The organism is Cupriavidus sp. L7L, assembly GCF_004353535.1.
GTDB lineage: Bacteria > Pseudomonadota > Gammaproteobacteria > Burkholderiales > Burkholderiaceae > Cupriavidus > Cupriavidus oxalaticus_A.
Genome location: NZ_SMNY01000057.1, coordinates 1 through 13,444, shown reverse-complemented (window position 1 = coordinate 13,444; position 13,444 = coordinate 1). Strand labels below are relative to the sequence as shown.

General features: G+C 63.6%; 14 protein-coding genes. 6 read left to right on the top strand and 8 right to left on the bottom strand.

The features are described 5' to 3' along the window. Positions 1 to 48 precede the first annotated feature (48 nt). Positions 49 to 252 carry a cold-shock protein gene (locus tag E1J61_RS34155; RefSeq protein WP_133098249.1) on the top strand — a complete coding sequence of 68 codons (204 nt, stop codon included), beginning with the start codon at positions 49 to 51 and terminating at the stop codon, positions 250 to 252. A 222-nt stretch (positions 253 to 474) separates the two neighbouring features. Here the strand turns inward: E1J61_RS34155 and E1J61_RS34150 are convergent, their stop codons facing one another. Then, positions 475 to 726, bottom strand: coding sequence for a hypothetical protein (locus E1J61_RS34150; RefSeq protein WP_133098248.1), 252 nt, complete (start codon positions 724 to 726; stop codon positions 475 to 477). Positions 727 to 1,135: 409 nt separating this feature from the next. Between E1J61_RS34150 and E1J61_RS34145 the strand changes: the two genes are divergently transcribed. From E1J61_RS34145 to E1J61_RS34135, 3 genes are all read left to right on the top strand, one after another. Continuing rightward, on the top strand, positions 1,136 to 2,806 hold the full coding sequence (locus E1J61_RS34145; RefSeq protein ID WP_133098247.1) for an MASE1 domain-containing protein: 1,671 nt from the start codon (positions 1,136 to 1,138) through the stop codon (positions 2,804 to 2,806). Further along, a complete protein-coding gene (locus E1J61_RS34140; RefSeq protein ID WP_133098246.1) occupies positions 2,787 to 3,458 on the top strand; it encodes a response regulator transcription factor in 672 nt (223 codons plus the stop codon). The genes E1J61_RS34145 and E1J61_RS34140 overlap by 20 nt, the downstream gene beginning before the upstream one ends. A gap of 266 nt (positions 3,459 to 3,724) precedes the next feature. Continuing rightward, a complete protein-coding gene (locus E1J61_RS34135) occupies positions 3,725 to 4,285 on the top strand; it encodes an alpha/beta hydrolase (protein ID WP_133098245.1) in 561 nt (186 codons plus the stop codon). A gap of 115 nt (positions 4,286 to 4,400) precedes the next feature. Here E1J61_RS34135 and E1J61_RS34130 read toward each other — a convergent pair whose 3' ends face one another. Further along, positions 4,401 to 5,396 (bottom strand): tripartite tricarboxylate transporter substrate binding protein, encoded by a 996-nt coding sequence (locus E1J61_RS34130; RefSeq protein ID WP_133098244.1) that lies wholly within the window; start codon positions 5,394 to 5,396, stop codon positions 4,401 to 4,403. 290 nt (positions 5,397 to 5,686) lie between these two features. Between E1J61_RS34130 and E1J61_RS34125 the strand changes: the two genes are divergently transcribed. Then, the gene (locus E1J61_RS34125) at positions 5,687 to 6,700 is read left to right on the top strand and encodes an NAD(P)-dependent alcohol dehydrogenase (protein ID WP_133098243.1); all 1,014 of its coding nucleotides are present in this window, start codon (positions 5,687 to 5,689) and stop codon (positions 6,698 to 6,700) included. Positions 6,701 to 6,767: 67 nt separating this feature from the next. On the opposite strand, the gene E1J61_RS34120 is transcribed toward E1J61_RS34125, so the two are convergent. The 6 genes from E1J61_RS34120 to E1J61_RS34095 all read right to left on the bottom strand — a co-directional run bounded on the left by E1J61_RS34120 (position 6,768) and on the right by E1J61_RS34095 (position 13,014). Then, positions 6,768 to 8,102: an amidase gene (locus tag E1J61_RS34120; RefSeq protein ID WP_133098242.1), complete on the bottom strand. Its 1,335-nt coding sequence runs from the start codon at positions 8,100 to 8,102 to the stop codon at positions 6,768 to 6,770. Continuing rightward, positions 8,102 to 8,803 (bottom strand): DUF2848 domain-containing protein, encoded by a 702-nt coding sequence (locus E1J61_RS34115; RefSeq protein ID WP_133098241.1) that lies wholly within the window; start codon positions 8,801 to 8,803, stop codon positions 8,102 to 8,104. Before E1J61_RS34115 ends, E1J61_RS34120 begins: the two co-directional genes overlap by 1 nt. Positions 8,804 to 8,892: 89 nt before the next feature. Continuing rightward, a complete protein-coding gene (locus E1J61_RS34110) occupies positions 8,893 to 10,152 on the bottom strand; it encodes an MFS transporter (protein ID WP_133098290.1) in 1,260 nt (419 codons plus the stop codon). Between the two features lie 95 nt (positions 10,153 to 10,247). Further along, on the bottom strand, positions 10,248 to 10,916 hold the full coding sequence (locus tag E1J61_RS34105) for a DUF4286 family protein (RefSeq protein ID WP_133098240.1): 669 nt from the start codon (positions 10,914 to 10,916) through the stop codon (positions 10,248 to 10,250). A 161-nt stretch (positions 10,917 to 11,077) separates the two neighbouring features. Further along, the gene (locus tag E1J61_RS34100) at positions 11,078 to 11,989 is read right to left on the bottom strand and encodes a LysR family transcriptional regulator (protein ID WP_133098239.1); all 912 of its coding nucleotides are present in this window, start codon (positions 11,987 to 11,989) and stop codon (positions 11,078 to 11,080) included. Positions 11,990 to 12,111: 122 nt separating this feature from the next. Then, positions 12,112 to 13,014 (bottom strand): LysR family transcriptional regulator, encoded by a 903-nt coding sequence (locus tag E1J61_RS34095; RefSeq protein WP_133098238.1) that lies wholly within the window; start codon positions 13,012 to 13,014, stop codon positions 12,112 to 12,114. Positions 13,015 to 13,184: 170 nt separating this feature from the next. Between E1J61_RS34095 and sdhC the strand changes: the two genes are divergently transcribed. Next, a partial coding sequence (gene sdhC / locus E1J61_RS34090; protein ID WP_133098237.1) for a succinate dehydrogenase, cytochrome b556 subunit occupies positions 13,185 to 13,444 on the top strand: 260 nt, incomplete at its 3' end.

Genomic DNA, 13,444 nt, shown 5'->3' with positions numbered 1-13,444 from the left:
AAAGATTTCTGAGCACCAGACCCGTGCGTACCAAAATCCGAGGACGAGATGGCGACTGGCACTGTGAAGTGGTTCAACAGCGAAAAGGGGTATGGGTTCATCACGCCAGACGATGGCGGCAAGGACTTGTTTGCGCATCACAGCGAAATCGAGGGGACTGGCTTCAAGTCACTCGATGAAGGCGCGAAAGTTGAATTCGAGGTCACCCAAGGCCAGAAAGGCCCGCAAGCCTCGAAGATTCGCAAGCTATAGTCGCTTGCACCGCGCAGAACCAAGGTAGAGGCCCTTTGATTGCCAAGGGCCTCTTTGTCTTGGAGGTTTCGAATTGACGCGGCGGTCGTTTGCGCCAGGCGTTCTGGCACGGCAAAAAAAATCCCCCGAGGCTTTGCTCGGGGGAGATGTTCGGTTGTGGATGCGGACGTCGCGCGCCCCACGTATGAAAGTCCGGACGCATCCAGGCAATTACGTAGTTGCTTATTTACCGTCCTCTGTCAGCCCGTCGCGATTGGTAATTCTCGCACCGTCGGTGAACACGTCTCGCCTGTCTACCACTCTCGCGCCATCCGAGTAGACGTCAAACTTTGCGCTTCCATCGGCATACGGATCCCGCGGCCCCAATACGCTCGCGCCGTCCGTGTACACATCTCGCGCCCCGATGCCGGCATAGGCCAGGCTGGAGCCAAGCGCCGCGCTCACGCCAGCTAGCAAAATGAGTGTCTTTACCATTTTTTTCACCTCCTACTTATGCGGTTGCAAGGGCCCGGCAGCGAATCCGCTTCGCTCCCGTGTGAGGACATAGCTTCGTACGACTGCAATGTATGTCCTGGCGGTAGGTAGATGAATAGGGCTTGTTTCCGAAAAGGGGCTAGGGGAATGCCCTATTCGGAAGGCGGACGGGAACTTTTCGAAATTCCTTCAAGAAGGCTTACCGCGCAGCAGCATTCTGGCATAGATTGGTAGGGTGCACTGCAACACCGAATGGATTCGATCCGCCTACACATTGCCCGGATTCGATAGAAATTGGCGATTTTCAACAAATTTAGACACGTTGGCTTTTTGCAAGACTTTTGTCATTTCCGATAACGTGACAATGGCTGGTGTTGCCAGGGCATGTCTCGATGGTTTGAATCGAACAATGGCCATCATTCTGCATAAAGCGAGGCTCAACCTCTTCATTCGAAGCGCGTTTGTCGCATTGGCGTATTTTGCAGGTGCAAAGCTGGGTCTTGCGTATGCGGTAGTGGGCGGTGCGGTGTCCCTGGTCTGGCCATCCAGCGGCATTGCCCTCGTTGCGCTGCTCACGATGGGCGTCGGCGTTGCCCCTGGCGTTGCGATTGGCTCGATGCTGGCGAACATGTCGGTGGGCATACCTGCGCATGTCGCCGCGGTAATCGGCCTCGGCGCAACGATGGCCGCCTTGACGGCCACATGGCTGCTGAAGCGGGTCGCCGGTTTCCAGGTATCGCTTGATCGCATCAGGGACGTGCTGGCCTTGATCATCCTGGCTGCGACGCTTGGCTCGGCACTGAGCGCCTGGATCGGCACGAGCGCCCTCCGGGGCGAAGGTATGCTGTCAGTCGACGAATACAGCGGCGCCTTTCTGAAATGGTGGCTCGGCGACATGATGGGGGTGCTCGTGGTAGCTCCGCCGCTGCTCAACCTGCTCACCCATTCAAGTCCCGTCCGTTCGGCGAGCCAGGCCGTGGAAGCGTGCGGACTTGCCGTGGTGATCCTCTGGGTGAGTCACCTGATCTTCGGCGCCCCGCAGCTTGCCGGGCACGGCTACTATCCTGCGGCCATGGCGATCTTTCCGTTCGTTATCTGGGCCGCCCTGCGCTTTGACCATCTTGGTACCAGCCTCGCGACCTTGCTGGTCGCGATCATCGCCGTCCGGGGCACCACGCACGGCACTGGTCCCTTTGTCGCGGAATCACCGGTGGATAGCCTTGTGAGATGGTGTGTGTTCGCGAACGTGGTGGCGATCACCGGGCTGCTGCTGGTGGCGACACATGCCCAGCAGAAGCGCATTCATCGTCTCCTGATGGCATCCCACAAGGAACTTGAACGGCGCGTGCAAGAACGAACCCAGGACCTTGAGCGAGCCAACAACGAACTGAAGCAGGAGATGGAAAGGCGCCGCCGGCTGGAGTCGGAACTGATCCGGATCGGCGATCACCAACAGCGGCTCATTGGCCGGGAACTGCATGACGGCCTCGGGCAGCACCTCACGAGCCTGGGCTTCTACTGCACCACTGTGAGCCAGGAACTGCAGAGGCAGGGAAACCCGGCAGCGGCGGATGCGGCAATCGTTGTTGAACTGGTGAAACAGGCGTCCCTGATGACTCGCAGGATTGCCCATGGGCTGGACCCCGTCACCATGGACTCCGGTGACCTCTCGGTCGCCCTGCAAGGCCTGGCGGAATCGACACGCTCGCTGAACGGCATTGGCTGTACGCTTCGCATCGCGACGGATGTGGACTTGCCGGATCCGCCAATGCAGACCAACCTTTACCGTGCCGCACAGGAAGCCGTCAATAACGCCCTGAAGTACAGCCACGGCAGCCATATCTGGATCGACCTGGAGCGCGAAGGCGACGGCCAGACGCTTTCGATCAGTGACGATGGCCTGGGGATCGACCCGGAGCAGATGGAACGCACTTCGGGACTGGGACTTCACAACCTGCGTCACCGGGCAAGCCTGTTGGACGGTTCGTGCACCGTCACCCGCAATGCCATGGGTGGCACCACGGTTGCCATCAGCTACCCGATACACAGGGGGCCCGGCCATGCCAGAGACGCCACCTAGCCCTCGCCCTGCAACCAGGGTCCTGATCGTCGACGACCACCCTATCATCCGGGAAGGATTGACCCACTTGCTGAAGCAGGAGAATCTGCACGTCTGCTGCGCGGCAGCCAGTACGGAAGAGGCTTTGGCCGCAATGGCGTGCGGGCCTGACATGGCCATTGTGGATCTCAGCCTGCAGGCGGACTCCGGCCTGGATCTTATCAAGACGCTCCGGCAACACTATCCGAACCTGGCAATACTGGTCCTCAGCATGCACGACGAAGCCCTGTTTGCCGAACGCGCATTGCGAGCGGGCGCCAACGGATATCTGATGAAACTCGAGGCCACCGGGCATGTCATGAGTGCCATCCGCGAGGTGCTGGCCGGCAATATCTACCTCAGCGCCGCCATGCATACCAGGCTTGCACGGGCACTGGCCGTCCCCAGGAACAACCTGGCAGGCTCGATTGCAAGTCTTTCTGATCGTGAGTTCGAAGTCCTGCACCTGATCGGGCTCGGCTTCAGCACGCGCGAGATCGCCATGAAGCTGAATCGGAGCGTCAAGACCATCGAGGCACATCAAGCCAACATCAAGGAAAAGCTCGACATTTCCAGTGGCAAGGAGTTGATGCGCTTTGCGATTCAGTGGCTCGAAAGCGAGGGGAGTGCCTAGGACCTTTGGGATATCGGAGGGGGAAGCAGGCTCTTGCTTTTTGAGCCGGCCGCACTCGCCCGAAGGCAGGGCGATCCAGGCGCACGTGTCAGCTTTGTGCCATGAAATGGTAAATGCTTGTCACGTCCCGTCAAGCGGACGCAGACCGCAACATCCAAACTCACGAGGGCTGATCTGTCTGATCGAGCACCGCAGCCTTATCCCCGTGCCACCGAAAGATGGAGCGAACCGCCATCATCGGTGACGCGCCATCTTGAAAGTCTGACATGAACCCTACGACACCAACCGTTCTCATCGTCCCCGGCCTGCGTGACCATGTGCCGGAACACTGGCAGACCCTGCTGGCAGCGAAGCTGCCCCGCGTGGTCTCCGTCGCCCCACTCGAGCAAGACAAGCTGAGCTGCGCTGCCCGGGTCGATGCGATCGAGCGCGCCCTGGCTACTATCGAGGGGCCGGTCATCATCGTGGCACACAGCGCCGGCGCGATGATGGTCGCCCATTGGGCAGCCCGAGGCGGCAAACGCGAGATCCTCGGCGCACTGCTTGCGGCACCTGCGGACCTCGAGACGCCCATGCCGGCAGGCTACCCGGCGACCGACACACTGCGCGATCACGGCTGGCTGCCGATCCCTCGCGCCGCCTTGCCGTTCCCGAGCATCGTTGCGGCAAGCAGCAACGATCCGCTGACTCGCCTCGAGCGCGCCCGCGACCTGGCGCAGGCCTGGGGAAGCCGTTTCGTCGAACTCGGCGACGTCGGGCATCTGAATCCGGCTTCCGGCTATGGTGAATGGCCGCAGGCGGAAGCGCTCATCCGCGAGCTCTCGTAAAGCGGATCACCGCCTGGTGCCACAGGCCGGGAGTAACGGACATGGCCCGCGGCACCGGTGATCGTGCCATGCACGCCGGAGGAGCCGTGGCAAGTTCGCTCACGGCTCCTTCTATTTACTCCGGCTGGTAGTTGATGGACTTCAGCAGCGCGGCCTGTTGCTGGTATGCCTGCTTCAGGTCCGTCATCATCTCTTCCGACGTGGCGGGATCGCCCTGCTCCATGCCCATGTCCTTGATGCGACTCTGCACGGCGGGTTGCTTGAAATATGCCAGCGTGGCGTCGCGGATTTTCTGCTGTACCGCCAGGTCGACATCCGGGCGTGACCACACGGCGAACCAGCCAGCTTGCGCCAGCTGCGGGTAGCCAAGCTCCTTGAAGGTAGGTACATCCGCCAGGCCCGCGATCCGGGCCGGATAGGCCACCGCAATCGCTTTGATCTTCCCCGCCTTGATCAGCGGCAACGAGGTAGTCACCCCATCGAACATCAGCGGCACATGCCCACCCATCAGGTCGTTCAACGCGGGTGGAGAGCCCTTGTAGCCTACGTGCCGCATTGGCACATGGGTGAGTTGTCCGAGCAATATGCCCGAGGTGTGCCCCTTCAGTCCGGCAGCATAAGAAGCAAACACGAGCCCGTCTTTTTGCGACTTGCCATAGTCCACAAGCTGCTTCAGGTTGGAAACAGGAAGGTCCTTGTTGGCAACCAGCACCAGCCCCGTGCGGCTGATCTGGGCAAGAGGCTTCAGGTCGGCAAACGGCTTGTACTGGACCTTGTAGGCCAATGGCGCCTCGCTTACGACACCGCCCTGGATGACCAGGAGGGTATGGCCATCCTTGCCGGTGGACTGCATGTCGCTGATCGCCAGCGCACCGGCGGCACCAGGCTTGTTTTCCACAATGACCGGCTTGCTCCATGCCTTATGCAGGCCTTCCGCGAGCAGCCGCGCCAGTGCGTCAGCGCTGCCGCCGGCAGGCCCCGCCACCACCAGGCGGATCGGCTTCGTTGGCCAGGCCTGCTGGGCGTGAGCCACGGGCAGCCAGCCGACGACACCAACACCGAATGCCAGGGCGCATCCTTGCCACCATAAGCTATTGGCCTGCTTCTTCATGTCTGTACCTCTTGATTGCTGCTTTGCGTGTTTGGAAAGCTTTGTCGATGACGGAAGCGGCATATCGCACCACGGGCCACGCGCGTGAGGACTGCTCACCTCTTTTTTTCTATTCTCGGAGCGCGGCACGTCAACCGGCTAGGCCGATCACGACATGCTTTTACCAATTCGCGCAAACAGAGGGAAAACCCTGTAGAGATATGGCAAGCCACCCTGACGAGCCGGTGGTCTTTCCGGCGTTCGGCAGCTAAACTCGGCCCGCATCTTCTGTCGGCGACCTGGGGAAGGCCATGACTGCTGCAAAAGCCATATATCTCGATCCACCTGCCGGTTTCGAGCGCATCGTCGTCGGGGAAGCCACGGCCGCCCCTCCCGGACCGGGGGAGATCACCGTGCGCATCCATGCGAGTTCGCTCAACTATCATGACTACGCCGTGGTTTCAGGCCGTCGGGCCCTGGCGCAAAGGCGCATTCCGATGGCGGACGGCGCCGGTGAAGTCACCGCCGTTGGTGCCGGCGTGAAGACATTCTCGGTCGGTGACCATGTTGTCAGCACCTTTTTTCCGACGTGGCATGACGGAGGGCCGTTCCTGTGCGATTTTGCTACCGTCCCCGGGGATGGCGTCGACGGCTTTGCGCGGGAGGTTGTGACGTTGCCCGAAGCGTGCTTCACGCATGCTCCACACGGCTACAGCCATGCCGAGGCCGCCACGCTGACCACGGCCGGCCTGACTGCCTGGCGGGCATTGTTTGCCGATGGCGGCTTGAAGCCGGGAGAGACCGTGCTGGTACTCGGCACCGGCGGCGTATCGGTCTTTGCGCTGCAATTCGCCAAGGCGGCCGGCGCGCGGGTGATCGCCACCTCATCCTCGGACGAGAAGCTGGCCAGGCTGCACAAGCTTGGCGCAGACTGCCTGATCAACTATCGCAAGACGGCGCAGTGGGGCGAGGCAGTACGCGAGATGACGGATGGCGCAGGCGCAGACCATGTCATCGAGGTTGGCGGCGCCGCCACCCTGGACCAGTCGATGACGGCAGCCCGTGTCGGCGGACATATCGCCGTGATCGGGTCACTGGGAAACCCGACCGGGCCGGTCACCGTCACCCAGCTGCTGCGCAAGCACCTGCGGCTGACGGGGCTGCTGGTGGGGAGCCGCCAGCACCAGCTCGACATGGTGCGTGCCTTGAATACCACCGGCATCCGCCCGGTCATCGACCGGCATTTCCCGCTGGAAGCGATGGCCGACGCCTTTCGCTACCAGGAAGCGAATCAGCACATCGGCAAGATCGTGCTGGACATCTGATCAACGGCCGCTGCATAACCAGCGGCGGCCGGCAACCCGATGTCTTGCGCACGCGCGCACGATGCCTTCAGCAAAGGCCCCTTTCGATCGCCCCGGCAACCTGCAGGATGCGCGCGTCGGCACCGTTCAAGCCACAGACGCTGAGCGCGACGCCCGGCACGGCTGCGGGGAGCGGCAGCGATACCGCACAGCCATCGAGGAAGTTGATGACACTGGGATTGCGAAGCACTAGCCCGTTGATCGAAAAGAAGGCCTCATCGCTGCCGAGTGCATCGAGCCGCGGCGGCCGGACGGCAACGGTCGGCATCAGCCAGGCGTCGGCATCGCGCAGCAGCTTGGCTGCGCTCTGGCGCATCGCTTCCCGTTCTTTCAGTAGCGTCAGATAGTCGGCAGCGCCCTGTTGCTGGCCGCGGCGTATCCGTGTCGCCACACGCGGATCGTAGGCAGCGCCGCGCTCGTCCAGCAGCGCGCGATGCCAGTGCCAAGCCTCGGCCGCGGTCAGGCCGCCGCCGGCGTTGATCGTGGGCAGGTGGTGCAGTTCGGGGAAATCGAACGGGATGACGTGCGCACCGTGCCGGGACAGGCTGGCAAGCGCTGCGTCGAAACCACGCGCGACTTCGCTGTCCAGACCCTCGGTGACGAAATCGCGCGTCACGTACAGGCGCAGGCCAGCGAGCGCAGCGGGCTCGCTGTCGAGCGTTTCGCCGCTGAGGACCGCATCGAAGGCCGCGCAGCAAGCCACCGAACGCGCCAGCGGGCCGGCCGAGTCGAGCGAGGTCGACAACGGCACGGCGCCCGCCAGCGGCACGCGCCTTGCGCTGGGCTTGAAGCCCGTCAGCCCGCAGAATGCGCTCGGGATGCGGATCGAGCCGCCCGTGTCGGTACCGAGCGCGGCCACGGCCATGTCGAGCGCCACGCTGACGGCGCCGCCCGAGGTCGAGCCCCCGGCGATGCAGGCTTCGTCGAACGGCGTGCGGGGCGTACCGTAGTGCGGGTTCAGGCCAAGCCCGGAAAACGCGAACTCGCTCATGTTGGTGCGCCCGATCAGCACCGCGCCTGCCGCGCGCAGGCGCGCCACGGCCGGCGCATCGGCGGCCGCAGCGGCGCCATCCAGCGCCTTCGAGCCGGCCCGCGTCACCTGGCCGCGCACATCGAACAAGTCCTTGACGGACACCGGCAGGCCGGCCAGTGGCGATGCCACATAGCCGGCGGCACGCGCCTGGTCTGCCGCCGCGGCCGCCGCCAGGGCGCCCTTGTCATCGACCTCGACGAAAGCCGCGCCGCCCGACTTACGATGGCTGTCGATACGCGCCAGCGCCTGTTCGGTCAGCGCGACGCTGGTCGTCCGCCCGGCATCCAGGCTGGCGGCCAGTTCGGCGATGGTGGGAAGATCGGTACGCATCAAGGAGCCACCTCCAGGCTTGCCACGCGGTACGCATGGCGTAGCGAACGCCGCAATACCGGATCGTGCAGCTCGACTTCGAACGCCTCCCCGCCTCCCAGTTCCCCGATCACGGCCTGGGTGCCGCAGAACATCGCGGTACCGGGCGGTAGCGCGTCTGCGCCGTGCACATCTCCGTGCACATCGCCGTGCAAGCGCCGGATCAGGTCACGCGGATCGAGCAGGCGCGTCACCAGCCCTTCCTGGTAAAGCTCGCGCACGCCATGCCGGGTGCGCCAGCAGCGCATCTCGAGCCGGTCCCAGTGCGCCGCGACATCGTCGAAGCGCCAGACCTCGCTGCCGACCGGCTTGGCGCACATCTGCTTGGAGACGGTGACGTCATAGGCCTCGACCTTGCGATCGGTATGGTCCGAGCCCACGCCGACATAGAGCGCGTCGGGGCCCGCCATCAGCACAAACTCGATCTCGCCCGATGAATCCTCCCGCGGCACTTCCAGCAACGGCGCGGTCGTCAGCAGCGACGCGGCAAGCGGGTAGAAGCACGGGACGGTCGACGGCGGCTTCACGCCGATCTGTTCGAGTTCCCGGATGTGGTGGTTGACGGCGTCGGCATCGCGCCCGGTCCAGCCGGCAATGACGAGCCGGTCGATATGCAGCGCCAGCGGTCCTTCGCCGGCGAGCTGGAATTCCAAAGCAGGCATACGGTACAAGTGGTTGGAATGGTGGGGCTGCGAGCGCAACGCAGCCGCTGGGCGCGGCCCGCCGGACAAGCCGGCGGGCCATGGCCGGCCTAGTGTTCGAGCGGCTTGTGCGCCGTTTCGCGGGCAACCAGCAGCGCAACCAGCGTCACGCCCAGTGCCGCGCAGACGTAGAGCGACACCGCGCCGGTCGTGCCGTAGGCCTTGTACAGGCTGGTGATGATGAGCGGAGCGAAGCCGCCGCCGAGGATGCCTGCCAGGGTGTAGGCCAGGGACGAGCCTGCATAGCGCACCCGCGTCGGAAACTGCTCGGTCACGAACGCTGCCTGCGGGCCGTACATGACGGCGTGGATCTGCAGCCCCAGCACCACCGCCACGCAGATCTGCAACGGCTGGCTGCTGTCCATCAGCACGAAGAACACGAACGCCCATACGATCCCCAGCAGCGCCCCGACGATGTAGACCGGCCGGCGGCCGAGCTTGTCGGACAGCGCACCGAACAGCGGCACCGTCAGCGCATTGCCGGCCGCGCCCAGCATGGTCGCGGTCAGTGCCAGCGGTCGCGACAGGTGCAGCACGCTGGTGACATAGGTCAGCGTAAACACCACGACCAGCGCATAGAGCACGTCCGAGCCGATCCGCACGCCGCCGGCCACCAGCAGGCGCCGCCAGTGCGAGACGAACACTTCCTTCAGCGGGGTCTTGGCCTGCGCATTGTGCGCAGCCATTTCCTTGAACGCCGGCGTCTCCTCGACGCCGCGCCGCAGCCACAAGCCGAACACCACCAGCGCCACGCTGGAAACGAACGGGATGCGCCAGCCCCACGCCAGGAAGTCCTCCGGGCTCAGGAACAGCGACACCAGCGCAATGAAGCCGGTGCCCAGCAGCGTGCCGGCCGACGGACCCACCTGCGTAAAGGAGGCATTGCGCCCACGCTGGTCCTGCCTGCCGTGCTCCATCGCCAGCAGCACCGCGCCGGCCCACTCGCCACCGATGGCGGCGCCCTGGACAAAGCGCAGTGCCACCAGCAGCAGCGGGCTCCAGATGCCCCACGATGCATAGGTCGGCAACAGGCCCATCACGCCGGTGGCGATGCCCATCAGGATCAGCGTGGTCACCAGCACAAAGCGGCGGCCGAGCTTGTCGCCAAGATGGCCGAACACCATGCCGCCGAGCGGCCGGGACACATAGCCGACGGCATACGTGGAGAACGCCAGGATCGTGCCCGTGAGCGGATCGAAGGACGGAAAGAAGATGACGTTGAAGACCAGCGCCGCCATCAGGTTGTAGACGGTAAAGTCGTACCACTCCAGCGTGGTCCCGATCGAGCTGGCCGCGGCCAGGCGGCGCATCTTTGCGCTGGCGTTGGCGTTGGCGTTTGCGTTTGCATTTGCCTCGTGCGCGCCGGCTGCGGAGCCGACGTCGGCTGCCGTAGAGATCATTTCGCTCATGACGTCAGTTCCTTTGCATAGAGTTTCCACTTGAGGATGTAGCGCGTTGCGCCTGCGGCATCGGCGTGCAGGCCCTGCGCCGCGATGCTCAGCGCAAGCTCGCTTGCCTGTTCATCGCTGCTCTCCACGACGAACAGGGGAAGCAGCTCGCGGCCTTCCAGGCTCTCGTTGGGCAAGGGCTGACTGAGTTCGTCGTCGGGGACCAGAAGATAGGAGCGGACATACCCCGCGCGCAGCGAGAGTTCATCTCCAACCTCGCCGGCCCGATCGATGAGGGACACGGCATCGTCTGCACGCGGCAGTGGAAGGACCGCGATCCAGCTGCCGCTGCCCTGCCCCACCGAGGCGTTGACCGCGCACACGCGGCGCATCGGCCTGCGCATGCGCCCGAGATTGGTGACCGACCACGGGGTCTGGTGCCGGAAGGCCTGCCTGTAGGCGGCCGAGGTGAACGCGGCCAGCGATTCGGTGCGATAGAGGCCAAGGTACTTCGGGCCGCCGTGCACCGCCTGGTAACGCGCGGCCGAGATAAAGCCCGGCACGCGCGCACGCTCCTCTACGTGTTCGCGGTCGTACCACAGGTTGAAATCGGCTTCATCCGCCGCGTCCACATCGGACGCGACGAACAACAAGCCATGTGGGGGAATGGCCGCAGGATTGCTCATCTGACTCTATCTCCTCTGATGGGGTGATCGCCGTGTTCGGCGGATGAGTCGATGATCGTTGCAGCAGCGAGTCAGGACAAACGGGAAATTGTTGGTCCTTCCGATCAGTTTTTCTTGTGGATGCGGCCGGGAAACCGCACCAGGCTGGCGCAATGGCCGCTCTAGGCACCCGAATATGGTGCGGGCAGCGACTCGACGAACCGGTCCGATTCGCGGCAGGCCAGTTCGGCAACGAAACGGATGGCCTCGGAAACGCCGTGGTCGTGATAGCTGACCACGACGCGCTGCGGTGGCAGCGGGACATCGCAGGCAAGCAGGCGCAGTTCGCCACGCTCCACCTGCTCGCGCACCGGTGCCAGCGGCATCAGGGCATTGCCGAAACCGCCCCTGACCAGCCTGACAATGGCAGCGATCGAGCTGACGCAATGCACCTTGCCCACCGGCAGTCCGGCCTTGCGATACAGATCCTTGAGCGCAACATGGGGTTGCGAGCCCCGGCTCATAGTGATGGTCGGATGCTGCAGCAGCCCGGCCAGCACGCCCTCACCCGGCTGCGGCTCGCCCGGCGGGCCAACCCAGCCCATCGCCATCGGCAGGCAGGGCATGCTGGCAATGCCTTCGCCGACAGCGGTGTCGGTCTGCAGCGCGATATCGATGGCGCCGGCGCGCAGGCTCTTGTGCAGCCCTTCGGTCGTCTCGGAGGTGATCTGCACCTCGATGCCGGGATAGGTCGAACTCAGGTGCCGCAGGAAGTCGACCAGCCAGGTATGCACCACGGTTTCGATGGCGCCGATGCGCACCAGCCCGAGCAGTTGCTGGTCGGAGCGGCCCAGCACCATGATCTCGCGCTGCAGTTCGAGCATCCGCTCGCCATAGCTGAGCAGGCGCAGGCCAACCGGCGTCAGCCGCAGGTCGCGGGCCTCGCGTTCAAAGACGCGGGCTCCAATTTCCTGCTCGAGCGAGGCGATGCGGTTCGACATGGCAGCCTGCGTGATGTGCAGGTGGTCGGCAGCGGCGCGGAAGCTGCCAAGCCGCGCGACCCACATGAAGGCCTCGATGAAACGTGTATTCAAGGGCACCTCTGCGCCAGGCGGCCTGAAACCACACCAGTCATGGTGTTGTCCCCTCTTATTTATGTGTCGATTTTCCGGGGATTGTACCTGCGCCCGTTCGAACGACTGCGGTGCCCTACGGCTCAGCCTGCGTTGGCGCCGGCACGGAATCCCTGAGCCATTGCCAGAAAATTGGCCGTCTTCGCAGGCGTGGACTCGATCCGGGAAGCCAGTGCCAGCCGGATCGAGACCGGGCTGCCAACGATGTCCTTATAGACAACGCCCTCGACCTGTATCTGGCAAACCGAGGCAGGAACAATGGACACGCCGAACTCCGCTGCCACGAGATTGACGACAGAAGAGAGCTGCGGCGCTTGCTGTCCGGCGATGAGATCAAATCCGGCCTGCTTGCAAGCGCCCACAATGACGTCATGCAAGGTCGGACTCGCTTCGCGGGGCAGCAGGACAAACTGGTCTTCCGCCAGTGCGTCGAGGGATATCCGGCGCCGCCTGGCAAGTGGATGGGTTGCAGGAAGCACGACCTTCATCGGCTCCACCGCAATGTGCTGCAGTTGAACCCCGGCCGGCGACTGCCCGCTCAATCGGACAAAGGCCACATCGACCCGGCCATCGTTGAGAAAGGCGAGGAGCTGGGATGTATTGCCTTCCGCCAGGGTGAGGACAACGTTGGGGTAATCCTGCCGAAACGCGCGGATCAGCCTGGAGACCACCGGGTTGAACGCGGCGGAGCCGGTAAATCCGATATTGAGTCGCCCGATCTCGCCCCGTCCGGCGCTTTGCGCTTTCTCCACCGCTGTGCGCGTGTCATGGAGGATGCGCCTGGCATCCGTTGCGAACGCCTCGCCCGCTTCCGTCAGTACCACGCCATGCCCGGTCCGGCGAAACAGCTTGACGCCCAACTCCTCCTCCAGCGCGTGAATCTGCTGGCTGAGGGGCGGCTGTCCAATGCCGAGCCTTTCCGCCGCCCGCGTGACGTTGCGCTCGTCGGCGACGGCGAGGAAGTACCGAATATGCCGCAGCTCCATGCGATATCTGCCGTTTTATATATCAGAAAGATGCGATAGATATTGGACAGTATATCAGCGGAAGGCCAAAATACGCGCGTATCACCCCTTGCCGGGTACTTCACGGTGTCGAAGACCGTGTTGTTCGCGGCAAAGGCGGCGAATCACCCCACGACAAGAATCAGCGCCCCATGGAAAAGCAACTATCCACCAGGCCCGAATACCGGAATATCGGTATCTCGCAGATCGCGAAATACCGGTTGCCCTGGGCCGGCAAGGTATCCATCCTGCATCGCGTGAGCGGTGCCTTGATGTTCCTCCTCCTTCCCTTCGTCCTGTACCTGTTCGAGCAGAGCATTACCTCCGAACTGAGCTTCGCAAAGTTCTCGGCCCTGTTGTCCGGCGGCTTTGTCAAGCTGGTTGTGCTGGCCCTGATCTGGGGTTATCTGCA